Source organism: Rothia sp. P7208, assembly GCF_048512915.1.
In the GTDB taxonomy this organism is placed as follows: domain Bacteria; phylum Actinomycetota; class Actinomycetes; order Actinomycetales; family Micrococcaceae; genus Rothia.
Window position 1 is genome coordinate 39,090 of sequence record NZ_JBLXXW010000010.1, and the last position, 26,274, is coordinate 65,363.

The window sequence follows — 26,274 nt, forward strand, 5'->3', positions numbered from 1 at the left end:
TTCACAATATCTGGTGCACCAATATCGTCACTAATACACTACAACCGCCACAGCACCTAACCCCGCATGAGCAGCAAGAACCGTAGGCAACGGAACAAAAAAATCTGGATCAATATGATAAGAAGAAGCCCAACGCCGAGCTTCCAACTCCTGAGCACAATAATGAACGGCAACAATACTTCCTGTCGGAACAGGTGTAGCCACATGTTCAAGCTGATAGTTCTCCACCTTTTTACAAGCAGCACGTTCACACACGACCTCTGCTAAAAGAGCTTGCGCTCGCTCCAAAGAGCGAGGGCGATGAAGATACATCAACCTGCCCTCACGAATGCTCCCAACCGGACGAACCTGCAACATCTGTCCCACTCTCGCAAGCGCTGGATGAACTCTCCCACTACGGCATAAAGCATCAAGAGTTGGAACATAGAAAAAGATATCCGTATTTTCAAGCATTTCCACTGCTACTTGAGATAGTTCAGAAGCACTAAAACCTTGAGAAACCATCGTGTGCAGATACGAGACAACATGGCCTAATGCCATGCCCACAGTTTGCGAGTCGATGACGTACACAGGGATTGGGCTATGTGTAGCAGCCGTACACGCAAAAGAATACGCACTTGAAAGATGACGAGACAGATGCAAAGAGATAATAGCCTCATAACCTTGGTACGCAAAAGCCTCATAAACACGTCGAAAACGTTCTGGGGAGGGAGCTGAGGTATGCACTTTTTGCCCTAAAACATGAGCAAGAACTACGGCTTCTTGTTCCTGCACAGAATGTTTATCTGACGGTGCAAACCTCTCAGAAACTCGCTGATCATCAATAAAGACATCTAAGGGAACCATTGCAAAACCACCATAGCCCATGAGATGACGAAGGGTACGTTCATCTAAAGCCGATGACGAATCTGTCACAATAGCAATACGACGGACCATACTCCTTGTGCCTCCCTAGAACTTAAAACGTATGTGGGTGTGAAAGTTATACTTTCACACCCACATAGGTCACTCTACTAAGCGGTAACGATATTGACGAGCTTAGGTGCTCGAACAATCACCTTAACAACCTGAGAATCACCGATAAGACGTTGAATCGTCTCCGAGTTCAAAGCCATCTGTTGTAGTTCTTCTTCACTAATCTGTGGAGAGACCTCAAAACGCTCTTTGACTTTACCCTTAATCTGGACGATAGCAGTCACCATCTCATCAGCAAGTAATGACTCATCGACCTGTGGCCAACCGGCAGTCAGCACGGGAGCATCATGACCTAAAATATGCCACATATCTTCTGCCGTATATGGTGCATACAAAGAAAGCAAAATAGCAATAGTTTCAGCTGCTTCACGAACTGCAGGATCAGCCGGACCTACACCGGAGTCAATGACCTTACGGGTCACGTTCACTAATTCCATGGTCTTTGCAACCATGACGTTGAATCTACCGCTCTCGATATTCTCGGTAGCATCACGAACCGTGCGGTGTACGAAGTACCGTAAATCTTTATCTCCGCTCTGATAATCAATACCAGGGTCTGAAGTAACATCCGCGGCAATACGCCATGCACGAGCCAAAAACTTCTGCGCACCACCGGGAGAGACATCCGCCCAGTCAATATCATCTTCTGGTGGAGAAGCAAAAATCATGGTTGTACGAACAGCATCGACACCGAATGTATCGAGCTGTTCACCAAGATTTACACCATTGCCCAAAGACTTAGACATGGCTTTACCTTGGTTGAGAACCTGCCCCTGATTCATCAAAGAGGCAAAAGGCTCATCAAAATCAATCATGCCCAAATCGCGAATGACCTTGGTGAAGAAACGTGCATACAGTAGATGCAAAATTGCGTGCTCTACACCGCCGATATACATATCAACCGAGCCCCACTGCTGGACGTCTTCCTTATTAAAAGGTGCTTTATCTTCATCCGGTGAGAGGTAACGGAGGAAATACCACGAAGAATCCACAAAGGTGTCCATCGTATCAGAGTCACGTTTAGCGCTCTTGCCACATTGTGGGCAGTCTACAGTATTCCACTGCTCGGCTGCCGCTAGAGGAGACTGACCTTTAGGTGCAAGTTCATCACCCTTGAGGTCTTCTGGCAAACGAACAGGAAGCTGATCCTCTGGAACAAGAACTTCCCCACAGTCATCACAATGAATAATAGGAATAGGAGTGCCCCAGAAACGCTGACGAGATAGCAACCAGTCACGTAGACGGTAAATGACTTTACCCTCACCCGTTCCAGCAGCCTCAATCATCTCGATAGCCTTCTTGATAGCTTCGGCCTTATCAAGCCCAGTAAGCTCGCCAGAATTGATAAGTTTTCCGTCGCCGGTGGTAGCGACACCTGAAGTAGCTGGGTCTTCTTCTCCCGTGTCCACCACCGTTACGATGGGAAGGTCAAAGGCCTTCGCAAATTCAAGGTCACGTTGATCATGAGCCGGAACAGCCATAATTGCGCCGGTTCCATAATCTGCAAGAACATAATCGGAAGCCCAAATAGGAAGTTTCTTTCCCGTCAACGGGTTAACTGCGTATCGTCCCGTGAAGATACCAGTCTTCTTGCGCTCTGTAGACTGACGATCAATATCAGAAAGAACTTTAATCTGTTCACGGTATTCTTCTAGAGCTTCTTGCTGGTCTTCTGCAATGATTTCTAGAGCAAGCTCAGAATCTGCAGCAACGACGAAGAAGGTCGCACCGTATAGAGTATCTGGGCGAGTGCTGAAAACATTAATGGAGGTTTGATCTTTCCCTCCGCCTGCTTCAATATCAAAACGAATTTCTGCGCCTTCAGAGCGACCAATCCAGTTCTTCTGCATGGCCAAAACACGATCTGGCCAATGGCCTCTGATTTGTTCCATATCGTCCAGAAGCTCTTGAGCATAATCAGTAATCTTGAAATACCACTGATTCAGAGACTTCTTGGTGACCTCAGATTTACAACGTTCGCACGCGCCATCAATGACCTGCTCGTTTGCGAGAACAGTCTGATCCTTAGGGCACCAATTCACCTGTGAGAACTTACGATAGGCAAGTCCTTTACGGTAAAACTGTTGGAAAAGCCATTGCGTCCAACGATAATATTCGGGGTCTGACGTGTGGATACGTCGGCTCCAATCCACCATAATACCGTAGCGTTTAAAAGACTCAGCCTGAGTTTCAATATTCTTATACGTCCACTCACGAGGGTGGGTATTGTTCTTGATAGCAGCGTTCTCTGCTGGCAGACCAAAAGAATCCCAACCAATAGGGTGAAAAACTTCAAAGCCCTGCTGTTTCCAATAGCGAGAAGTAACATCGCCAACAGCAAAAGCTTCTGCGTGACCCATATGAAGGTCGCCAGAAGGATAAGGGAACATATCGAGGACGTACCGTTTTTCTCGGTCTTCATCACCCGTTAGGTTAAAAATCTTAGTTTCTTCCCAATAGGGCTGCCATTTTTGCTCAATAGCGCGGAAGTCATACGACTTTTCCGTGTTTTTAGTAGCTTTCACCTCAGCTGACACAGCGATTTCCTTTGGTTGTTGAACGTCGGTACGATGAGCTTCAATGTGCTGTGTGTTATGCACATGCGACAAAACTTTAAATGCTCTTAGATTATCTTTAGTCTATCGTGAAAACACCTTATAGATGACCAGCCCACCAGTTATTGTTGCCATAGTCTTAAAGGTACAAGAATTTTTAAGAGCACACTGGACAGAAAGCGATGTAGTATCTCATGGGCGTCACCGAACAAAATATTTTTGAAGTTCCTCCCGCCTCCTACCCCCATGGGACACCTCAAAACCTCACGATTAATGGAATATCTACCTGGTACTGGGAATACGGAAATCCCAAAGGAGAGCCCTTACTTCTCATCCATGGTTTTAGAGGTGACCACCACGGATTAGAGCTCATCGGTTCGTCTTTATCTGAATACCGTGTCATCATCCCCGATTTACCAGGATTCGGAAAAACAGAAGCCTTCCCCTCTGACCAACACAACATTGATGCTTACGGACAATGGTTACATGCTCTGATGCTCTCTCTGAGCCATCAACAACGTTCTATTTATCTCATCGGGCACAGCTTCGGATCCATTATCTGTAGCTACACCGCATCTACATACCCACAACAGGTCAAAAAGCTATCTCTTATTAACCCGATTAGCCAATGCCCGCTTAAAAGTTCTGCTCAAGCGCTAACCTTAGCCGTTCAGGGGTACTACTGGTTAGGTTCCCGCCTTCCCTCATTCTTAGGGATGCCTTTACTCCGTTCAACAATCATCACCCGCATCATGAGCGAAATCATGATGAAAACAAAAACGCCACAACTACGATCTTTTATCAATACTCAGCATCACCTATATTTTGGTTCCTTTGCCAGCGCCCAAAGTGTCTATGAGGCCTATAAAATCTCAACACAGCACACTGCCGCAGAATATATTGGTCATGTACCTGTACCAGTACACATGATTGTTGCAGAAAAAGATGATTTGGGTACACTCGAAACACAACACCTCATGTACCAGAAGATACGTCAAGGAAAAATCGATATTATCCCTGAGGTCGGTCACCTAATTCATTACGAGACACCTCGATACGCTGCACAACTCATTCGGAGTTTTATCATGGAAGAGAACGCATGAGACTCATTATTGACGCCCGTTACACCCGATACGGTTTTCACGACGGCATCAGCCGCTATACTGCGTCGTTACTTGAAGCTCTCAAAAAACTTCACGATGAACAGCACCCTCTATGCGCTAACCTCGAGATCATCATGGCAATTAGCGATAGAAGACAGCTTAAAATGCTCCCTGATTTGGACTATATTCTCGTATCATCTCCGACAAGTATTCGCGAACCGTTTATTGCACGAACCTTAAACCGATACCATCCAGATGTAGTTTTTTCTCCCATGCAAACTATCGGGAGCTGGGGTAGAAAATTCAGTTTGATACTCACCCTGCATGACCTCATCTACTATGAGCACCCAACTCCCCCCAGTTTCTTGCCTCGTCCTATCCAATGGGGCTGGAAACTCTTTCACCGTTCTTATACGCCACAACGTTTGCTCCTCAACCGTGCCGACGCCGTAGTAACAGTTTCACAGACAAGTGCTCAACTAATTCGGCAGCACCAACTCACACAAAAACCATTACACATCATTCCTAATGCTGCCGCCACAGACAGCATCGTGAGCGAAGAACAAGCACAAGAACGTATCGCTCACCGCCAAAAGACTCTCCTCTATATGGGATCTTTTATGGAATATAAAAATGTTGAAACCCTCATGATAGCGATGAAAGACCTACCGGAGTATCGACTATTATTACTCTCCCGCATTAACGAACGCCGTCAGCAAGAACTACAAAAATATGCTGCTGACAACATCGAATTTTGTCACGGAGTGAGCGATGAAGAATACCAGCGTCTCCTCGCTCAAAGCACCGCATTACTCACAGCATCCCGAGCCGAAGGATATGGGTTACCTGTCGTTGAAGCTCAAGCTCAAGGATGCCCCGTCGTCATCAGTGACATCGAAATATTCCATGAAATTGCCCCTCATGGGTTGCACTGTAACCCAGAAAAACCGCAAGAATTTGTTCAAGCTATTAGAGCTTTAGAAGATACTCAGTATTATCAGCAAGTAGTTCACGATGGACTCTGCGATGCACAACGTTTCTCCTGGGAAAAATCAGCACTAAAGCTACTTACGGTTTGCAACCAGCATCATAAGAGCTAACGGCTAGAAAATATCAAGGCCATCGCAACGAATCTGCACAGGCTCACACTGACGTATAGATTGCGAAGCACGTGACGTGCGCAGATGATGAGTCACTTCTGGTGCAATACTAAAGTTAAAGAAAAGAATAGTTCGATACTGATGTGATTCTTGATCTTCTTCCGCCCAATAAAGACTATGATCGTGCACCTCTAAGGGTCCGCGAACAATGACCTCTTCCGGCAAAGACAACGAGGAGACAAAAGACTCTACCGCCTGTTCACTGCCAGTAATAGCTGCAGTACGAACCGCCGGAGGTAAAGAGAGCTCCTGTCGTTCTGAAAGCTCTCGAAGGGCAAAAGCTGGCGAATCCCAACGAACCAAAGACTCTAAAGCCCTCGATTGAGAAGCCGTACAAATAACGGTTCCGCCTTCAGCTGCAGAACGAACTAAAGCTGAAGCATTGAACCAAGAACGTAAAGCAATTTCTGGCGCACGCAGAGAATCCCGACGTAACATCGAATCTGCGTCAAGCAGTAAAGCGGCACTATAACCGCCCTCTGCTACAGGTTCTGCCCCAGAAGTTGCAATCACCAGTGCGGCAGAAGAACCCACTGAAGTTCGGATGTGTTCTCCGCCTGAAGAAATAATGGGAACCCCCGGAAACGCTCTTCCTAATTCTTCTGCCGTACGTAAAACACCTTTAGCGTTGCTTCGCCATGTATGAGAACCACACTCAGAGCAACTCCATTGTTGAATAAGACGTCCGCACCACGTGCAATTTGGGATAGCACCAGAAGCAGTTACGGAGACGCTTCCATGACACTCAGGGCATCGAACTGGCATTCTGCAACGCTGACATGACAACGACGGGATATACCCAGAACGTGCGACTTGAACTAAGACTGGCCCCTTCTGTAACGCTGCGCGAGCTGTCTCAAAGGCAAGATGAGGAATACGAGCCTTAGCTGCTAAAGGATCACGTGCTAACTGGTAGTCGTCTCCTACTGGTACAACTCGTGGAGCATAAGCACGCACAATCTCACGGTGAGCACCCAAAAAACTAGCCCAACGTGTACGAACTAATCGAGCCGACTCACTGCTCAGACAATAGCTGGCAAAAAGAGCTGCACATTGTTCTTGAACAGCTCTTAACGTAAGAACATCACGTACATGACAATACGGAGCTCGCTGTTCTATATGGTTAGCATCACCATCGTCCCAGCACACAACTAATCCAAGACGATGAACAGGAGCATATGCTGCTGAACGTGTACCAATTACTAACGAGACTTCACCCGAGCGTACCTTAAGGAAAGAACGATAGCGCTCTGATGGCTTATCATGTGCCGTCAGACGAACAAAACTGTCTGCATCTATGTATTCTAAAAGCGCATCGCTCAGACGTTCTAAAGATTTCTTATCCGGAACAACAGCTAAGGCGCCTTGACCAGATGCAATAGTACTTACTAAAGCAACAGCAAGAATATCTTCCCACGCTGCTGAAGCAGTAGGAAGAGTATTCATAACGGCTCGGGCAGGTACAGCAGAGCTAACGTCTTCAAGGAATTCTAATCCCCCGTCATATGGTTCAAAAAGAGCAGTATTTAGCTCCTTTTTAAGGTGGATAGGGGGTGCTGTTCGATGAAAGAACTCTGGTGACTGGTTAAGAAATTTCTCTTCCACCCCAACCACTCGTGTTGGAATTGCTAAACGTAAAACATGAGGAAGAACATTTGCGTAACGGTCTGCAAGAGTATCAGCTAACTGAAAAATTTCTGGAGATACTAAAGAAACAGGCGAAATAACCTGATCAATGTACCGCATATTGCCATCATAATCAGTGCTATCTTGACGAGATTCGATATAACCCATCAAGTTTTGACCATTGAACTGAACTTTGACTTTCACTCCTGGTTGAGCAGTCTCAGCCAATGATTCAGGAACTAAATAATCAAAAGCTCGGTCAAGATGCGGGACGTCCGTTTCTAATATCACCCGAGCAACAGGGAATTGCTGGGCAAGAGGATTCTCTTGACCCATCATATCGGTGATATTGAGGGTCCCTGCAAACAAATCTGTTTGCAGGGACCCTGCAGAAGAAACGTTCGTCATAGAACCTAGTATATTTAGAGATTCGCTGCGGCGCGTAATTCTTCTACGCGATTTGTTCTCTCCCACGTAAAAGTTTCTTCTTCACGGCCAAAATGACCATGAGCAGCTGTTTTTGCGTAAATGGGGCGACGAAGCTCCAAATCACGGATAATAGCTAGAGGTCGTAAATCAAAGACTTCACGAATGGCTTGTTCAATCACCACAGGATTTACTTTTTCTGTTCCAAAAGTCTCAACATATAGACCAACGGGAGAAGCCTTACCAATGGCGTAAGCAACCTGAACTTCTGCACGATCTGCAAGACCAGCAGCAACAACGTTCTTTGCAACCCAACGCATTGCATAAGCGGCAGAACGATCAACTTTTGAAGGGTCTTTCCCGGAGAATGCCCCTCCACCGTGGCGAGCAAACCCGCCATATGTGTCAACAATGATTTTTCGTCCGGTAAGTCCCGCGTCGCCAACTGGGCCGCCCTGAACGAACTGTCCGGCAGGGTTGATAATAATTTTGGCCTGAGAACTATCAAAATCTAAATCTTGCAGTACCGGAGAAATAACATGTTGACGAATGTCAGCTTCAAGTTCACCTAAATCATAGTCTTTGGTGTGTTGGGTTGAAACAACAACGGTATCTACCGAAACAGGGGTGTTGCCATCATAACCGAGTGTAACTTGAGTTTTTCCGTCTGGTCGTAACCGATCAAGAGTCCCGTTTTTACGTACAGCCGTAAGCTGTTCAGAAAGTCGGTGAGCAACCCAGATAGGAGCAGGCATGAGTACTTCAGTCTCATTTGAGGCATACCCAAACATGATGCCTTGATCCCCTGCACCTTGACGGTCTAGCTCATCTTCAGAACCGGTACGTGTTTCCAGAGAATGATAAACACCAGCATTGATATCAGGAGACTGTTCACCAATAGATACCGACACACCGCAGAACTCACCATCAAAACCGTGGGTAGAAGAGTTATATCCAATATCAAGGATGGTCTTACGCACGATAGAGGGAATATCGACGTACCCCGTGGTTGTGACCTCACCGGCAACATGCACTTGACCGGTGGTTACCATGGTTTCAACAGCCACGTTTGCGTGAGGGTCTTCGGTGAGAAGAGCATCAAGAATAGCGTCTGAAATCTGGTCACAAATTTTATCGGGGTGACCTTCAGTAACAGACTCGCTGGTAAATAAACGAAGATGAGAAGGATGAGAATTCACGTATTTACTCTACTTAGTTAGACGGGATAAAAGGGAAATATTAATTTTTATGCACATGTTGCGCTATATGGAGTAATAAGGCTTGAGCAACATCTTCTTTTGAGCCAGTGACCTCAACAGCGGTAGCTAAATCTTGTGAAAGTAGCGTCACTGAATTGGTGTCGGCACCAAAACCGAGTGTTTCTCCGACCTGATTAACTGCAAGATAATCGCAGCCTTTTCGTTTCAGTTTTTCGCGGCCGAGCTCTAGCACAGTTTTTTCTTGGCTGCCGGTTTCAGCAGCAAAACCAACAATAATTTTTGGTGCTTTCGGATCAGATTGTTCTTTCCGCTGAACCATCTCACGTAGAATATCAGGGTTTCGAACAAGTTCTATCGTGGGAGCTTCTTGAGCGTCATCTGTTTTCTTGATTTTATATTCGGCATAATGTGCTGGACGGAAATCAGCAACTGCAGCAGCCATGATGAGAGCATAGGCGCCCTCACTATACTGATGAACAGCTTGTCGTAATTCTTCTGTTGTTGAAACGTCAACGTACTCTACGGTAGAGGGAACTGGCACTTGTAGATGGGCGCCGATAAGAGTAACTTTTGCACCCAAAGCATGAGCTACGTGGGCCAATGCTACGCCTTGTTTTCCAGAGGAACGGTTTCCTAAGAACCGTACAGGGTCTAAAGGCTCTCGAGTTCCGCCGGCTGTGATAACAATATGTTTTCCTTCAAAAGGGCGAGAATCTGTGTCGACTTGAGCATTTTGTTTTAGGATGTTGAGAGCTTCCTCAAAGATATCCTCAGGTTCGGGCATTCTACCAATACCTGAGTCTTTTCCTGTGAGGCGTCCAACTGCTGGCTCAATAACGTGGTAACCGTATTCTTGAAGTTTTCGAACATTGTGCACGGTTGCAGGATGTTCCCACATTTGAGTGTGCATTGCAGGGGCAAGAATCACTGGGGCGTGAGTAGTAAGCACCGTTGCGCTAAGAAGATCATCTGCTCGACCAGAAGCTAACCGTGAGAGAAGGTCGGCCGTAGCCGGGGCGATGATAATACCGTCAGCTTCCTCTGCCTGCTTAACATGGTTTACTTCAGGTACTCGCTCAAAAACAGAAGTTGCCACAGGATTACCGCTGAGAGCTTCAAAGGTAGCCTTACCCACAAAGTTCAGAGCAGTTTCTGTGGGCATAGCGATAACCTCATGCCCAGCTTTTGAAAAGAGACGAAGGAGGGACGTGGCTTTATAAGCCGCGATTCCTCCTCCGATACCAATAACTATACGCATAGTGCGTTCTTCTCAGCAGAAACCGAAAGCCTTATTCGGAGTCTTCGGCGTCTACGTATTCTACGATAGGTGCTGCCTCAGAATATTCTTCAGTGTAAAAACCACCGGTCAAGAAAGCTGAGGGAGCTTCCTCAGGAATGAGATCGCCGTTTTCGTCAAACGTTCCTTCGCTGACATGGCGGGCTTCAATGAGACCTTCATTAATTTCACGCATCGCAACAGAAAGTGACTTTTCGTTTGGTTCGCTGTCTACGAGAGGACCAACATGATCGAAAAGATTTTCGTGCATCTGAGAGTAGTATGCGTTAATCTGGCGGGCACGACGAGCGCCAAAAATCACCAGACCATACTTAGACTCTGCTTTTTCAAGTAGCTCATCTGCGCTAGGGTTGATGATTCCTTCTTCATTGTGTGCGTTAGCCACGAATACTCCCATAAGATTGACAACCAGCAAGCTTCATCGAAACGAACTTGCCTAAGACAAAAAATAAGTATATCTAAAAGCCTGATAAAAAGCACTCTAGGATAAAAAATATTATGAGGGATGAGAATACTCGTACTGAATATTCTCATCCCTCATAGAAGTTTTATGCTGAGGTTTTCGTCAGACCCATAAGCTCAATGATTTCTTGAGCAGCTTGTTCAACAGTATCGTTAATCACTGTGTGATCAAACTCTGGTTCAGCAGCCAACTCAACTTTTGCCGTATCTAGACGTTGTTGCTGTTCCTCGGCAGATTCAGTGCCGCGGCTTACCAGACGGCGAACGAGTTCTTCCCAGCTAGGTGGAGCGAGAAAAATCAGTCGAGCTTCTGGCATGCTATTACGTACCTGACGGGCGCCTTGTAAATCAATTTCTAGCAGGACGTTCTTCCCTGACTCAAGAGCGCGAGTAACCATATTCTTCATGGTTCCATAACGATATTTATTATGAACCTGCGCCCACTCAAGCATCTGGCGATTTTCTACCATTGAGTCGAATTCCTCATCGGATACGAAATAGTAGTGTATGCCTTCTTCCTCGCCAGGTCGAGGGTCTCGTGTGGTCGCTGAAACTGAGAACCATACATCTGGATAATTCTCACGAATATACTGCGAGACAGTGCCCTTACCTACTGCGGTAGGGCCCGCTAGAACAGTGAGTCGAGGTGTAGTGTTCTCAGTCATTGAAAACCGCCTTTAGCGTTCGAGGAAATCGATTAATGCGCGTCGCTGGTGTACACCTAATCCGCGTAAACGGCGGGACGGCGCAATATTAAGTTCTTTAAGAATTGCGTTAGCGCGAATCTCACCAATGCTTGGAAGAGCCATCAGCAAATCTGTCACTTTTAGTCTACTCACAGCTTCTTCGCTATCGGCTCGTTTGAGCACTTCTGCGATAGTTGTCTCACGTTTTTTGAGAGATTCTTTAACCTCAGCGCGAATGGTGCGAGAAACTTTAGCTTTTTCGCGAGCTGCTGCGCGTTCTTCTTCGGTGAGTGGGCGGAGTGCCATACTAATTCCCCTTAGTGTAACTATTGTGGCGTGTTATGTTTGCGAACCTGTCTTTAGTGGTTTGTTCAGCACATGACGCGAATATGCATCATGTGCTGAACAAACCACCTCTGACGTGTATTAATCTAACACTTTAGGGGACGTTATCAGATATTTCTACTAGATGATGCTTAGATTAAGTCAGATTATTTAGACCAATCACTCCTAATAAACGACGAATTATTATATTCTGTCATTTAAGTTATTTTTGAGATTTTCTTGCGAACTTTCAATCGCATCGATAAGTCCCTCAAGAGACGGACCCCGAGACAAAACTCCGCGACTAGAATTGACCAAAACTTGTGATGGGCAACCAGAAAAAACCTCATATAATTGTTCAGCCGTAGCGCCTTGCGCCCCATAACCCGGAGCTAAAATTGGGCCATTGAATCCCGACAAATCAATTGAAAGTAATTTCAAAGCATCAGCTACAGTGGCTCCCACCACCAGACCGCAAGACCCCATCCGTTGCCACGACTGCCTAGCATTTCGCTCCTGAGCAGAACGAATCACCTCCGCAGCAACAGAACAATCTCCCCCACGATGTTGAACACTCTTACCCTCAGGATTAGACGTTAACGCCAATACAAAAACACCGCGCCCCTGAGCCTCAGAAAGCTCCAAAGCAGGAGCTAAACTCCCAAACCCAAGATAAGGGCTAAGCGTGAGCGCATCACTTGCAAGAGGTGAAGAATCATCCAACCACGTGTGAGCATAAGCGCTCATCGTAGAACCAATATCCCCACGTTTGGCGTCCGATATCACCAAAAGACCCAGACTCTGCGCATACTGGACACAACGCTCCAAAGCGAGGAAACCAGCAGAACCGTAACTCTCAAAAAAAGCAACCTGTGGCTTGACCGCAGCGACCTTCCCCGCACATGCTTCAAGAACCAACCGCGCAAAACGTTCTACGCCATCGGCCGTTGCGGGAAGACCCCATTGTTGCAAAAGCTGAGGATGAGGATCAATACCTACGCACAAGGGACCATACTGCTCCATTTTCTGAGCCAGTACATCACCAAAACCTACACGCGGATTACGCATCAACTACCTCCTCAGCCTCACCTGAACGACGGTTCTGCTCAGCCTTCAACGAAGCGCTATGCTCTTGTAACGTCATAACATCCCAGCTATGCTCACGCATCGCTTGAATTGCTTGTACCGTTGCACCAAACTCCGAGACTGTTGTCATTACAGGGCAACCAACAGAAGTCGCTGCTGCACGAATCTCATACCCATCACCGCGCGCATTCTCACCGCCAGAAGGCGTATTAAGAATCAACGAAATCTCACCTTCAGTAATCATCTGAACGATAGACTTCTCATCAGCAGATGTCTCAGCAATTTTTGGAACAACCACAGAATCAACACCATTACGACGTAACACCTGTGCCGTACCACCAGTAGAAATAATTTCAAAGCCAAGACTTTGCAACATACGAACATAAATAATCGCGTGACGCTTATCCCTATTCGCAATAGAGACAAAAACTTTACCCTCCGTAGGTAGCGCCCCACCAGCAGCGCTCTCTGCCTTCGCAAAAGCCGTATCAAAATGGCGATGCAAACCCATCACCTCACCAGTAGAACGCATCTCAGGGCTTAACAACGAATCCACTACCACGCCCTCAGGAGTACGGAAACGACTAAATGGAAGCACCGCCTCTTTCACCGCGATAGCCGTATGAGACGGCAAAGAAGCTCCATCCATGGTAACCGGCAAAATACCTTCAGACTGTAGCTGAGCAATACTCTTACCCATACCAATTAACGCTGCTGCCTTAGCTAACTGAACGCCTGTAGCCTTTGACACGAAAGGAACCGTACGCGAAGCACGAGGATTAGCCTCAATCACATACAAAACATCAGACTGCACCGCAAACTGAATATTAATCAGTCCACGAACGTTGACGCCACGAGCAATCTTAAGCGTCGCTTCCTTCACCTGAGCAATAGTGTCAGGGCTCAAAGTAATTGGAGGCAAAGTACATGCTGAATCGCCAGAGTGAATACCAGCTTCTTCAATGTGCTCCATCACACCGCCAAGATAAAGCTGCTCACCATCGTATAAAGCATCCACATCAATTTCGATAGCGTCTTCAAGGAACTTATCAATCAGCGCAGGCTGTGAAGGCGAAACCTCCGTGGCGTTCTCAAGATAACGAGCCAATTGCTTAGGCTCATACACAATCTCCATACCACGACCGCCCAAAACATAGGAAGGACGAACCAGCACCGGATAACCAATCTCATCAGCGATACGACGAGCATTCTCAAAAGTAAAAGCGGTACCATTCTTTGGTGAAATCAGCTCAGCTTCTTCAAGAACTCGCGAGAATTCACCACGATCCTCTGCCAAATCAATAGCTTCTGGAGATGTTCCAAGAATTGGAACACCAGCTTCTTTCAACGCCTGAGCTAGTTTCAACGGAGTCTGCCCACCCAACTGGACAAAAACCCCAAGAAGACCTCCCGTACGACGCTCTGCATCAATAATTTCTAAAACATTCTCGAGCGTAAGAGGCTCAAAATACAGACGGGTTGAAATGTCATAATCAGTTGACACTGTCTCCGGATTACAGTTAACCATCACCGTCTCATATCCCGCTTCACGCAACACCAGCGAGGCATGAACACAAGAATAATCGAATTCGATACCCTGACCAATACGGTTCGGTCCAGAGCCTAAAATCATCACAGATGGTTTTTGGTGTGGTGCAATCTCGTCTTCCATATCGTAAGAAGAATAATGATACGGAGTAAAAGCCTCAAACTCCGCAGCACAAGTATCAACCGTTTTGAAGACCGGACGAATACCTAAGGCATAGCGGATACCTCGAACAATTTCCTCTGAGGAACCCACGATATGTGCAATCTGCGCATCAGAAAAACCATGTCTCTTCGCCAGACGTAGAGTCTGCTCATCAAGGTTTTTATGGTCACGAATCTGCTCTGCAACCTCATTCAAAAGAACAAGCTGGTCTAAGAACCAAGGATCAATACCCGTTATCTGATAGAGTTCATCCACGCCCACACCAATAGCCAAAGCCTGCCGAACATCATGAATTCTTTCTGCCGTCGGTGTAGCACAGCGACGGAGTAACTCTTCACGTTCAACACCAGTTATAGAGGAATCCTCAAAACTAAACTCCGCACCCTTCTGCTCCAAAGAACGCATAGCTTTCTGTAGAGCCTCCGTAAAGTTACGGCCTAACGCCATAGCCTCACCCACTGATTTCATGGTTGTTGTCAAAGTCGGGTCAGCTGCAGGGAACTTCTCAAATGCAAAACGCGGAACTTTAACAACAACATAATCTAATGTTGGTTCAAAAGACGCTGGAGTTTTTTGTGTAATATCATTGGGAATCTCATCTAAGGTGTACCCCAATGAAAGCTTTGTCGCAATCTTTGCAATAGGGAATCCTGTCGCTTTAGAAGCCAAAGCAGAAGAACGAGACACACGAGGGTTCATCTCAATGACGATAATACGTCCACTGTGAGGATCAACCGCGAACTGGATATTACATCCACCCGTATCAACACCAACCTCGCGAATAACGTTAATAGAAATATCACGAAGCTTTTGGAACTCACGGTCGGTAAGGGTCAACGCTGGGGCAACAGTAATGGAATCTCCAGTGTGTACGCCTACTGGGTCAAAGTTCTCGATAGAACAAATAACAACAACGTTATCGTTCTTATCTCGCATCATTTCTAACTCGTATTCTTTCCACCCAAGAATAGATTCTTCTAAAAGAACCTCACTCGTGGGGCTGTACTGAATACCAGCACCGGCAATACGGTACAAGTCTTCTTCGTTATAAGCCATACCCGAGCCTAAACCGCCCATCGTAAAGGAAGGGCGCACCACCATCGGATAACCTAGCTCTTCAGCTGCTGCCAAAGCTTCTGGCATGCTATGAACGATGACCGAACGAGCAGACTCACCACCAGCACGTTCTACGACACCCTTGAACTTCTCTCGGTCTTCACCAAGATTAATGGCTTCAATATTCGCACCAATCAGTTCTACCTGATACTTCGCTAAAACGCCTTGGCGGTCAAGGTCAATTGCGGCATTGAGGGCTGTCTGCCCGCCAAGAGTTGGCAAAATAGCGTCAGGACGTTCTTTTTCAATAATTTTTTCAATAACTTCTGCATTGATGGGTTCAATGTATGTTGCATCAGCAAACTCTGGGTCAGTCATAATCGTCGCAGGGTTTGAGTTCACAAGAATCACTCGGATTCCTTCTTCCTTGAGAACTCTAAGCGCCTGAGTGCCGGAATAATCGAACTCGGCTGCCTGCCCAATCACAATAGGGCCAGAACCGATAACGAGCACAGAGTTGAGGTCTTTTCTACGTGGCATTGTCTACAAAATCCTTTGTGAGTTTCCTAGTTCTGGTGTTGTTTCATCAAATCGATAAAGCGGTCAAAGAGATACGCCGCATCATGTGGTCCAGCCGCAGCCTCCGGATGATACTGCACTGAGAAGGCTGGAATATCTAAGCAACGTAATCCTTCAACAACACGGTCGTTGAGGCCGATATGAGAAACCTCAACACGACCAAATTCCTCACATGGAGCCAGCACCACCTCATCAAGAGGCGCGTCCACTGCAAAGCCATGATTTTGAGCCGTAATCTCTACTTTGCCCGTTGTCTTATCAAGAACCGGTTGGTTAATCCCGCGATGCCCAAAAGGCAACTTATATGTACCAAAACCTAAGGCACGACCTAACAATTGGTTACCAAAGCAAATACCAAAGAACGGAATAGAAGAACGAAGAACCTGTTGTAGAAGTTCAACCTGCTGGTTGGCAGTAGCGGGGTCTCCTGGGCCATTTGAGAAGAACACGCCGTCAGGTTTGACCGCCTGAATATCCTCAAAACTTGATGCGGCAGGTAAAACATGAACACGAACACCACGACGTGCGAACTGTTCGGGAGTCATCGATTTAATACCTAAGTCAAGAGCTGCTAACACCCCTTGAATGGGGCCGTCCCATCCGAAGTCTTGCGGCTCAACGGTATACGCCTGTTCAGAAGAAACGCTTTCAGCAAGCTGTCGTCCCTGCATCGGCTCAGACTCTTGCACCATCGTCAACAGCTCAGATACCGGACGTTGTGCGTACTCCCCCGAAAAAATACCAGCACGCATTGCCCCAGCAGAACGTAAATGACGGGTGAGGGCACGAGTATCAATACCTTCAATGCCGACAATTCCCTGTGCTGAAAGGTAATCGTCAAGAGAACCTTCACTACGCCAATTTGAAGGACGTCGAGCAGCATCTCGTACAACGTATCCGGCAACCCAAACCTGACGCGATTCCGCATCCACAGCGTTAACACCAGTATTTCCAATATGAGGAGCAGTCTGCACCACAATTTGACCAGCGTAAGAAGGGTCAGTGAGAGTTTCTTGATAACCGGTCATACCGGTAGAAAAGACGGCCTCACCGAGAGTCTTCCCAACCGTTCCATACGCCTGTCCACGGTAAACATTGCCATCTTCTAATACGAGAAGAGCCGGTTGGTGATGAGTTAGATTAGACATCAACTAACTTCCTTATATAGTGTTTTGCGATAATTCGCATCAATCATTGAGGGCTAAAGAGCTGGAAGAGAATCCTTCGCCTGAGGTGCTCTTAGAAGAATTTCTTTTTGAATACGTTCTTGTTCTTGCGGGTGCAATAGCCTAAACCCCGTATCGACAGCAGTGCTATTGAACATCCACGAGATGATGAGAAGACCATCTTTTTCCACAAACTTTCCGTTAATGCCTGACTCTTGGCGTACTGCAATAACATCGCGATAAGGAATCCATAGGTGTTGTGCACCTTCTCGGGATAAGACAAGTCCTTCATCAAAAATGAATAACTCAGCTCGGGATTTAACACCTAAAGTGTGCACTGCAACGCGGGCTAACCAATCCCCTAATAGCGTTGTAACAATATACGTCCCAGAAACAACCGCATCAGGCGGTAACTCATCATAGCGTTCTGGTACCGGCGCTAAAGGGCCTAGCTCACCTTGACGTCTTTTACGTGCCGACCAGCCACGCCACATCAAAAGGCAAGCTAAGACAACAACACCGATACATACGAGCGTGGGGAAAAAATATTTTGACATTGTTTAGAGGCTATTCCCCTCGGCCGGTTGCACACGAGGTGTTGCTAATGCTCCGTCCAAAACCGTAGGGTGACCGGCAAAGAAGGTTGCACGAACAGCGCCGGGCAGTTCTAAGCCTCTATACGGGTTATTTTTGCCTCGTGTTGCTTGCTCTGCCGGATTAATCACGCGTGTTGCTTGAGGATCGTAGAGCACAATATGCGCCGGTTCACCTACCGCGATAGGCCGCCCCTGCTCTACTGCGCGACCAATATGTGCCGGACGGAAACTCATAATTTCTGCAACACGTTCCCAGTCAATAAGACCAGTATCAACAAGCGTTTTCTGAACAATTGACAATGCTTGTTCTAAGCCCGTCATACCATTGGCAGCACAAGCCCATTCGCAATCTTTAGACTCTATTGGGTGTGGTGCATGATCTGTGCCAATAATATCAATCGTTCCATCTGCAACCGCCTGACGAAGAGCCATAACGTCTTCTTCGGTTCGCAAAGGAGGATTCACCTTATACACGGGGTCATAGCTCCGAACAAGTTCTTCTGTCAAAAGCAAATGATGAGGTGTCGCTTCAGCCGTCACCTGAACACCGCGAGATTTAGCCCAACGTACAATTTCTACTGCACCGCGTGTTGAAAGGTGACAGATATGAACACGAGAGTTCACGTGTTCAGCTAGAAGAACATCCCGCGCGATAATGGATTCTTCAGCTACAGCAGGCCATCCTGCTAAACCAAGTTCTGCTGAAACTTTGCCCTCATTCATTTGTGCGTCTTCAGTTAGTCGAGGCTCCTGAGCATGTTGGGCAATGACACCATCGAAAATTTTGACATATTCTAATGCTCGACGCATCAGTGCAGGATCCCAAACGCACATCCCATCGTCTGAGAAAACTCGAACTTGTGCACGAGAATCTGCCATCGCGCCAATAGCGGAAAGACGCTCCCCTTGGAGCCCTATAGTTACAGCGCCAACAGGGTAAACCTGCGCCCAACCTGCTTTTTTACCAAGCTCATATACTTGTTCAACGACTCCTGCAGTATCGGCTACTGGTTGTGAATTTGCCATAGCAAAAACCGCTGTATAACCGCCTAAAGCTGCCGCTTGAGTTCCAGACTCAACCGTTTCAGAATCTTCTTGTCCAGGTTCTCTCAAATGGGTGTGCAAATCGACAAGACCAGGCAAAGCAATGAGACCTTGTGCCTCAATTATTTGAGCGTCATCAGCGGTTAAAGCTGTGCCTATCTGCACAATTTTTCCTGCGTCAATGAGGATATCTGCTGTATCTTGACCAAGAATAGAAACATTTTTAATGAGATATTTTTCTGTCATGTTCTCTCGCTATGGGTGAATCTGTGTGTTATTTGAAGAGTAAAGTTCGCTGCCGTCTTGGCCAGTCATTAGCATATAGAGCACCGCCATGCGCACAGAGACTCCGTTATTGACCTGGCGAAGAACCCACGATTGTGAAGAATCTGCTGCAAGAGAACTAATCTCAAGCCCGCGGTTCATTGGGCCCGGATGTAGAACGGCTGTCTGTTCTCCCGAACGTTCTAAAGCTTTGAAACGTTCAGGGGTAAGCCCCCATAATCGGGCGTATTCTTCAACGCTAGGGAAGAACGCAGCATTCATACGTTCTTTTTGAATACGAAGTAGCATTACCGCATCAACACCATGCGCTAAGGCCTGATTAAAGTTGTAGTACACCTGAACTGGCCAATGATCAATATCATGAGGTAAAAGAGTAGGTGGTGCTATAAAAATAACCTCTGCTCCTAATGTGTGTAGAAGCCAGAGGTTTGAACGAGCAACACGAGAGTGAAGGATATCGCCAACAATAGCGACACGCATTCCCTCAAGTGCAGCACCTCGAGTGGGGATACCTGATAGCTGATACTGAAACTGTCGAAGTGTCATCGCATCAAGAAGGGCTTGTGTTGGGTGAGCGTGTGTGCCGTCGCCAGCGTTGAGTACTGGTACATCTGTCCAACCTGCTTCTGCCAAACGCTGAGGTGCCCCTGATGCGCTATGACGAATCACAAACGCATCAGCATTAATTGCGGCTAATGTCTGAGCAGTGTCTTTAAGGGATTCACCTTTAGAGACAGAAGAACCTTTAGCAGCAAAATTAATGATGTCTGCGCCGAGACGTTTTTCGGCTGTTTCGAAAGAAAGCCGAGTGCGAGTAGAGTCCTCAAAAAAGAGGTTCACCACAGTACGTCCTTGTAAAACAGGAAATTTTTTCACCTCCTGACGACCAATTTCTGCCATATAATCGGCGGTATCGAGAATACTAATCGCCTCTTCGCGAGTTAACTCTTTGGTGTCTAATAAATGACGCATGGTTTCTTATTCTCCGCTGTTAGGGTGCAAAATCTCAACACGGTCGGTGCAACCATCAATTTCTTCGAGATACACACGAACGAGTTCTTCAGACGAGGTTGGTAAATTTTTGCCAACATGATCTGCACGAATAGGTAGCTCACGGTGTCCCCTATCCACTAGAACAGCTAGACGCACACATGCCGGACGCCCGTAGTCTTTGAGAGCGTCTAAACCTGCTCGAATAGTTCTACCGGAGTATAAGACGTCGTCAACTAGGACAAGATTCTTTCCATCAATACCAGATTCGGGTAGGACCGTCGGTAAAGGAGTCTTCTCAGGTTTTGAATTGAGATCATCTCGGTATTTTGTAATATCTAATTGACCGAGGCATAGCTGAGGATTAAAAGACGAATCAGTGCGTGCAATCTTTTCTGCTAAGCGTTGCGCTAATGGTGCGCCCTTGCGCTGAATCCCCACAAGGACAAGATTTTCTGCACCACGATTTCCTTCAAGGATTTCGTGAGCAATACGTGTCAAGGCACGGTTAATATCGGCTTCGTTAAGAATGGTACGACCCATCACTGGGTAGAATTCACTCATCTGCCGGCCTCCTTCCCCGCCTCACGGGACGGACTTAAAGGTTGCTTGCTTTATGGAGCAATCTATCATGTTTTATCTTGGCAAAGCTGCAAGAAGAGATGTTTTGAGAAAAGTTTTTGAGAAAAACGATGAAGTTATCCGGTAAATCAGCACGTCACCACGCATAAAACGGTGGGGTGGCCACATAGTGTAGCCACCCCACCGTTGAAAGATACTTTTATGCAAGAAGCGTAGGTTTAACTTGACGCAACCGCTCCAAAAGACCATTGATGAATTTAGGTGAATCGTTAGTCGAAAGCACCCGAGCCAGTCCCGTTGCTTCTGAAATAGCAACAAGATCTGGAACCTCATCATTATAGATAAGTTCCCATGCGCCGATACGCAAAAGAATACGATCTACGCTAGGCATACGGTCCATGGTCCAGTCCTGAGAGTACGTTTCGATATACTCACGAATCTCTTCGTCATGTTCTTGTACACCGCGCACAATCTGCTCAGAGTACGTAGAAATCTGCGCGGAAGTATGTAAACGACGACGAGTCAATACGTCTAGAATCTCATCATCTCGTTGCTCAGCTTCAAAAAGAACTTCAACTGCTCTCAATCGAGCTTTAGTTCGTGAATTCACGTATTTTATGCCCTGTTCTTCTAGTCGTTTACACGACCAAGATACTCACCAGTACGAGTATCAACCTTAACTTTAGTACCAGTCTCTAAGAAGAGTGGAACCTGAATCTGAGCACCAGTCTCAACTGTTGCAGGTTTCGTTCCACCTGTAGAACGGTCACCTTGAAGGCCCGGCTCAGTGTACGTAATCTCAAGAACAACAGATGCAGGAAGCTCAATGTATAGTGGCTCACCCTCATGCATCGCGATAGTAGCAACCTGAGACTCAAGAAGATAATTTGCTGCGTCACCAACAACAACCTGAGGAACGTTAATCTGATCGTAAGTTTTTACGTCCATGAAAACGTAATCATCACCGTCTTGATAGAGATACTGATAATCAGAACGATCAACAGTAGCAGTATCGACCTTTGCGCCAGCGTTAAACGTACGATCGACAACTTTGCCGGAGGTTACATTACGCAACTTGGTACGAACGAACGCTCCACCTTTTCCTGGCTTGACGTGCTGGAATTCGATAACCGACCAGAGGTTACCATCAATCTTAAGTACAACGCCGTTCTTAATGTCAGCGGTAGTAGCCAACCGACTCTCCTTCAAATATATGGGAATTATCAATAATCAAATGATTCTTAGCCATTGTAACGCTTCGACGAGATAAAGACAGCTGTATTGGACGAAGAAACATAAAATAGATGCTCCCCTGTGCCAGAACACACAGCCTTCATCATATAGATGAGGGTCTATAAAGCCTACGAGGTAGAAGAAATCTCTTGATACGTCGCAAACAATAATGAATCGTCAGGAACCTCATAAATACGAGGTGAACCATACCCCTCAAGAAGGACGAAACGAAGCAAATTTCCGCGCGCCTTTTTATCACGACGCATCGACTCAATCAGCTGTTGCCAACGGTCCCCACGATAACTCACCGGAAGACCCACCGACTGACAAATGCGACGAGTACGCTCTACCACTGACTCATCAACATACCCTGCAGCCAAAGATAACTCAGCAGCAAAAACCATGCCTACCGCAACTGCCGCACCATGACGCCACTGATAACGTTCAACCCGCTCAATAGCATGCCCAAAAGTATGCCCATAATTCAGGAATTCTCGAAGACCAGACTCCTTTAAATCCTCAGAAACAATACGAGCTTTGACACGAATAGAACGCTCAATAAGATCACGAATCACTACAGACTGAGAATCCCGTAAAGCATCAGGATTGCCTTCAACAATATCGAGAATCTCAGGATCAGCAATAAACCCACATTTAATGACCTCTGCTAAACCCGTCAATAATTCGTGAACGGGCAAAGTCCGTAACGTTCCTAACTCGCATAAAACAGCTGCCGGAGGATAGAACGTACCGACCAGATTTTTTCCCTCAGCCGTGTTAATAGCTGTTTTTCCTCCGATGGCGGCATCTACCATACCTAATAAAGTCGTAGGGATATGAACAACCTTCACACCACGCAACCAAGTGGAGGCCACAAAACCTGCCACATCGCTGACTGCTCCGCCACCAATAGAGATAATTGCATCAGAACGAGTAAAATCATTCTTCCCTAGCACCTGCCAGCAGAAACCTGCTACTTGAAGATGTTTTCCCTCTTCTGCATCAGGAATCTCCGCACTAAAAGAGTCGTAACCAGCTGAACGTAAATCTTCCATGACCAGTTCACCGGTAGAACGCAAAGCCCTCGGATAAATCATCAACACACGACGAGTTTGAGCACCTAGAATAGTAGGAAGCTGGGATAAAAGGTGATGTCCTACAAAAACATCATAGTTTTCTTGCGGGCTATCTCCCGTCACCGAAATAACGGTTGGTTCCATATTATTGCTCATGCTGTTACTCCCCCACGAGTACATAAAATAAATTGTTGGACTTCTGCAGCAATCTCTGAAACAGGACGAGACCCCCGAACATCTAACGTATAGTTTGCTAACTGCTCATAACGTTCTTTACGTAATTGAAAAATCTCATTCCACCGCTGGATAGGATCCCCCTGTAAAAGAGGTCGTGTCTTATTCCCTAAGATTCGTGGGCGAACAGTGTCAGCATCGACTTTCAGATAAATGACACATTCATTTTTGAGTTTCTGTGCAACCTGATCACTCATTGGAGCGCCCCCGCCTAACGAAAAAATACTATTGCGATATTGCGGAGACTCAAGAACCTGAAAAATTGTTTCACTCTCAACTTTACGAAAATATTCTTCACCCAAAGTGTCAAATATCTCTGGTATTGAACCATATTGTTCCGTAATTAGCTGATCGGCATCCAAAAACTGATACCCATAAAAACGGGCGCAATGCATCCCTATATAAGACTTGCCAGCAGCCATCGGTCCAATAAAAACCACCGGACGACGACGATCTAAGAACTCTTCTTGAACTTCACGTACATGCTGAGGATCTGGCGATGAAATACTTACACGTTCTCGAGGAAGATGCTGAGATGACATGAGCGTCTAGCTATCCCAACCAGCAACATTAGACTCCCAGCTCAAAGACTCCGGAATAGCAGCAAGATAAGCATCCATATTCCGTCGAGTCTCAGGAACAGAGTCCCCACCAAATTTCTCTAAAGCAGCTTCAGCAAGAACTAGCGCAACCATCGCCTCCGCAACAACACCAGCGGCGGGTACCGCACATACATCTGAGCGTTGATGATGAGCTTTGGCCACTTCACCAGTAGAAGTATCAATAGTTTTCAAAGCCTTAGGCACGGTGGCAATTGGCTTCATTGCAGCACGAACTCGCAGAAGATCTCCGATGCTCATGCCCCCTTCAATACCTCCGGCACGATTCGAATCACGAGTAACACCATGAGTGTTCACACTTATCTCGTCATGTGCTCGAGTTCCTGGACGAGAAGCAGTTAAGAACCCATCTCCCACTTCAACACCCTTAATGGCTTGAATACCCATTAACGCTGCAGCAAGACGCGCATCAAGACGACGATCCCAATGAACATAAGAACCAAGCCCTGGAGGAAGACCATACGCAAGCACCTCAACGACACCGCCAAGAGTCTCACCATCTTTATGAGCGGTATCGACGGCCTGAACCATTGCCACAGAAGTGGCTGAATCAAAGCAACGTAATGGGTCAGCGTCAAGTGTCGCGACATCAGATGGACGCGGACGAGGTGCTTCCTCCGGAGTGCACACATCAGCAATTGCCGTCGTATGGCTTACGAGCTGTATGCCTAAAGCTTTAAGAAGCTGAGAAGCAACAACACCAAGAGCAACACGTGTTGCGGTTTCACGTGCAGAAGCCCTTTCTAAAACAGGGCGTGCTTCGTCAAAATGATATTTCTGCATCCCCGTAAAATCGGCATGCCCAGGTCGAGGGCGAGTCAACGGTGCGTTGCGGGCACGCCCTTCAAGTACCTCAGGATTTACGGGGTCAGCGCTCATGACATCAACCCATTTGGGCCATTCTGTATTCGCAATTTCTAAGGCAACAGGACCACCCAGTGTTTTACCATGACGGACACCGCCTAAAATGCGAACCTGATCCTCTTCAAACTTCATACGTGCCCCACGCCCATAACCTAGACGACGTCGAGCTAAAGCATCACGTACCATCTGCGAGGTAAGTTCTACACCTGCGGGCACGCCCTCAATAATACCGACAAGAGCTTCACCGTGAGATTCACCGGCTGTGAGCCAACGCAACATGCTCTGACTTCCTTTACATATGTAGTGTGATAACCAAAAGTTCTTCTCTAGACACTAGAGTACCCAGAAAATAAACCGAATAAAATTTTTGATGTCTTCACATGAAAAATTGTGTTAACGGCACGAGCCAAGATGCTCAATAGAATAAACGTTCACGGGTAACTGTTTTCGCGGTAACAAACCAATAGCAGCACACATTGCATTCATCATCTCAAGCTGTTCAGGCAACGTGTCTTCTAAAGAATGTCCCGTAAAAAGCTTCACTTGGTCGATGGCCTGATACATCAGCATATCTAAACCAGAGACGATGACGCCACCAGCTTTCTCCCAATACGAAGCAATAGTAGAAGGCCACGGATTGTAACTGACGTCTAAAAGAACACCGCTAAGAGAAGACTTCAAGGCGGGGGCAAATTGGTCGGCCACACCAGCAGGCAAAGTAGAGATAACAGCCTCATACATCGGATGCCGTGAAGCAAAATCCTCAAAATGGCAAACGTTAAGACGTATTCCCAGCTTCTGCGCTAAACGAAGGACTGTCGAGGCTCTCTGCACAGAACGTACATAAAGATCTACGTCAATAGAACCTAAAAATGCTAATGCCATCAGCGCAGAAGTAGCGGTTCCTCCCCCACCAAGAATAGCTCTGGGCGAGTTCGTTGATTCACGAACACCAGCATAATCAAGCGCATTGACGATTCCAGAAACATCCGTATTATGACCAATAGACTGTCGAGAAGAGCCCTCACCGTGCCAATACACAGTATTAACAACGCCGAGAATCTTCGCAAAATCAGTAAGCTCATGAAGACTTTCAACGACAGCATTCTTAAGTGGCATTGTCACAGAATAGCCAACCACATTTTCGGTTAGAGCAGGTAAAAACCGTTCTGGAAGTTCTTCAATGGATGTTCTCCAACGAAAATAATCAATCTCATATCCCAGATGCTCATATGCAACCTGATGAAGGCTCGGAGAAAGCGAATGTTCAATAGGATCACCTAAAACAAAAGCTTTCTTCCGAGCATTCATTAAACCA

The 26,274-nt window shown here is 46.6% G+C and carries 23 protein-coding genes; 2 read left to right on the top strand and 21 right to left on the bottom strand.

What is annotated here, in order from left to right:
• Nucleotides 1-30 precede the first annotated feature (30 nt).
• Complete coding sequence (locus ACN084_RS08150) at nt 31-936, bottom strand: DegV family protein (protein ID WP_419106522.1); 906 nt, start codon at nt 934-936, stop codon at nt 31-33.
• Nucleotides 937-1,013: 77 nt separating this feature from the next.
• On the bottom strand, nt 1,014-3,557 hold the full coding sequence (gene leuS, locus ACN084_RS08155) for a leucine--tRNA ligase (protein WP_419106537.1): 2,544 nt from the start codon (nt 3,555-3,557) through the stop codon (nt 1,014-1,016).
• Nucleotides 3,558-3,724: 167 nt separating this feature from the next.
• On the opposite strand from leuS, the gene ACN084_RS08160 reads away from it, so the two are divergent.
• Together ACN084_RS08160 and ACN084_RS08165 are read left to right on the top strand one after the other, a co-directional pair.
• Nucleotides 3,725-4,633: an alpha/beta fold hydrolase gene (locus ACN084_RS08160; protein ID WP_419106523.1), complete on the top strand. Its 909-nt coding sequence runs from the start codon at nt 3,725-3,727 to the stop codon at nt 4,631-4,633.
• Nucleotides 4,630-5,733 (top strand): glycosyltransferase family 4 protein, encoded by a 1,104-nt coding sequence (locus ACN084_RS08165; protein ID WP_419101682.1) that lies wholly within the window; start codon nt 4,630-4,632, stop codon nt 5,731-5,733. The genes ACN084_RS08160 and ACN084_RS08165 overlap by 4 nt, the downstream gene beginning before the upstream one ends.
• 3 nt (nt 5,734-5,736) lie before the next feature.
• Here the strand turns inward: ACN084_RS08165 and ACN084_RS08170 are convergent, their stop codons facing one another.
• The 19 genes from ACN084_RS08170 to ACN084_RS08260 all read right to left on the bottom strand — a co-directional run bounded on the left by ACN084_RS08170 (nt 5,737) and on the right by ACN084_RS08260 (nt 26,267).
• Nucleotides 5,737-7,827, bottom strand: a complete 2,091-nt coding sequence (locus ACN084_RS08170) for a primosomal protein N' (RefSeq protein ID WP_419106524.1) — start codon at nt 7,825-7,827, stop codon at nt 5,737-5,739.
• A gap of 14 nt (nt 7,828-7,841) precedes the next feature.
• Nucleotides 7,842-9,044, bottom strand: a complete 1,203-nt coding sequence (gene metK / locus ACN084_RS08175) for a methionine adenosyltransferase (protein ID WP_419101680.1) — start codon at nt 9,042-9,044, stop codon at nt 7,842-7,844.
• Nucleotides 9,045-9,084: 40 nt separating this feature from the next.
• Nucleotides 9,085-10,323 carry a bifunctional phosphopantothenoylcysteine decarboxylase/phosphopantothenate--cysteine ligase CoaBC gene (gene coaBC, locus ACN084_RS08180; protein ID WP_419106525.1) on the bottom strand — a complete coding sequence of 413 codons (1,239 nt, stop codon included), beginning with the start codon at nt 10,321-10,323 and terminating at the stop codon, nt 9,085-9,087.
• A gap of 31 nt (nt 10,324-10,354) precedes the next feature.
• A complete protein-coding gene (gene rpoZ / locus ACN084_RS08185; protein WP_419101678.1) occupies nt 10,355-10,759 on the bottom strand; it encodes a DNA-directed RNA polymerase subunit omega in 405 nt (134 codons plus the stop codon).
• A 151-nt stretch (nt 10,760-10,910) separates the two neighbouring features.
• Entirely contained in the window at nt 10,911-11,489 is a 579-nt protein-coding gene (gene gmk, locus ACN084_RS08190) for a guanylate kinase (RefSeq protein WP_419101677.1), read from the bottom strand.
• A 12-nt stretch (nt 11,490-11,501) separates the two neighbouring features.
• Nucleotides 11,502-11,816: an integration host factor, actinobacterial type gene (mihF, locus tag ACN084_RS08195; RefSeq protein ID WP_419101676.1), complete on the bottom strand. Its 315-nt coding sequence runs from the start codon at nt 11,814-11,816 to the stop codon at nt 11,502-11,504.
• A 222-nt stretch (nt 11,817-12,038) separates the two neighbouring features.
• Nucleotides 12,039-12,902 carry an orotidine-5'-phosphate decarboxylase gene (pyrF, locus tag ACN084_RS08200; protein ID WP_419106526.1) on the bottom strand — a complete coding sequence of 288 codons (864 nt, stop codon included), beginning with the start codon at nt 12,900-12,902 and terminating at the stop codon, nt 12,039-12,041.
• Complete coding sequence (carB, locus tag ACN084_RS08205) at nt 12,895-16,227, bottom strand: carbamoyl-phosphate synthase large subunit (protein ID WP_419106527.1); 3,333 nt, start codon at nt 16,225-16,227, stop codon at nt 12,895-12,897. Before carB ends, pyrF begins: the two co-directional genes overlap by 8 nt.
• 26 nt (nt 16,228-16,253) lie before the next feature.
• Nucleotides 16,254-17,414, bottom strand: a complete 1,161-nt coding sequence (carA, locus tag ACN084_RS08210; protein ID WP_419101673.1) for a glutamine-hydrolyzing carbamoyl-phosphate synthase small subunit — start codon at nt 17,412-17,414, stop codon at nt 16,254-16,256.
• Nucleotides 17,415-17,467: 53 nt separating this feature from the next.
• Entirely contained in the window at nt 17,468-17,989 is a 522-nt protein-coding gene (locus ACN084_RS08215; protein ID WP_419106528.1) for a hypothetical protein, read from the bottom strand.
• A 3-nt stretch (nt 17,990-17,992) separates the two neighbouring features.
• The gene (locus tag ACN084_RS08220; RefSeq protein ID WP_419106529.1) at nt 17,993-19,318 is read right to left on the bottom strand and encodes a dihydroorotase; all 1,326 of its coding nucleotides are present in this window, start codon (nt 19,316-19,318) and stop codon (nt 17,993-17,995) included.
• A 9-nt stretch (nt 19,319-19,327) separates the two neighbouring features.
• Complete coding sequence (locus ACN084_RS08225) at nt 19,328-20,329, bottom strand: aspartate carbamoyltransferase catalytic subunit (protein ID WP_419101670.1); 1,002 nt, start codon at nt 20,327-20,329, stop codon at nt 19,328-19,330.
• Nucleotides 20,330-20,335: 6 nt separating this feature from the next.
• Complete coding sequence (gene pyrR, locus ACN084_RS08230; protein ID WP_419106530.1) at nt 20,336-20,911, bottom strand: bifunctional pyr operon transcriptional regulator/uracil phosphoribosyltransferase PyrR; 576 nt, start codon at nt 20,909-20,911, stop codon at nt 20,336-20,338.
• 217 nt (nt 20,912-21,128) lie between these two features.
• The gene (gene nusB / locus ACN084_RS08235) at nt 21,129-21,539 is read right to left on the bottom strand and encodes a transcription antitermination factor NusB (RefSeq protein ID WP_419101668.1); all 411 of its coding nucleotides are present in this window, start codon (nt 21,537-21,539) and stop codon (nt 21,129-21,131) included.
• Nucleotides 21,540-21,559: 20 nt separating this feature from the next.
• Nucleotides 21,560-22,123, bottom strand: a complete 564-nt coding sequence (gene efp / locus ACN084_RS08240) for an elongation factor P (protein WP_419101667.1) — start codon at nt 22,121-22,123, stop codon at nt 21,560-21,562.
• 167 nt (nt 22,124-22,290) lie between these two features.
• Entirely contained in the window at nt 22,291-23,394 is a 1,104-nt protein-coding gene (gene aroB, locus ACN084_RS08245) for a 3-dehydroquinate synthase (RefSeq protein WP_419101666.1), read from the bottom strand.
• Complete coding sequence (locus ACN084_RS08250) at nt 23,391-24,014, bottom strand: shikimate kinase (RefSeq protein WP_419106531.1); 624 nt, start codon at nt 24,012-24,014, stop codon at nt 23,391-23,393. The genes aroB and ACN084_RS08250 overlap by 4 nt, the downstream gene beginning before the upstream one ends.
• A gap of 6 nt (nt 24,015-24,020) precedes the next feature.
• Entirely contained in the window at nt 24,021-25,235 is a 1,215-nt protein-coding gene (gene aroC, locus ACN084_RS08255) for a chorismate synthase (protein WP_419101664.1), read from the bottom strand.
• A gap of 114 nt (nt 25,236-25,349) precedes the next feature.
• Nucleotides 25,350-26,267 carry a shikimate dehydrogenase gene (locus ACN084_RS08260; protein WP_419101663.1) on the bottom strand — a complete coding sequence of 306 codons (918 nt, stop codon included), beginning with the start codon at nt 26,265-26,267 and terminating at the stop codon, nt 25,350-25,352.
• Between the last annotated feature and the right edge of the window lie 7 nt (nt 26,268-26,274).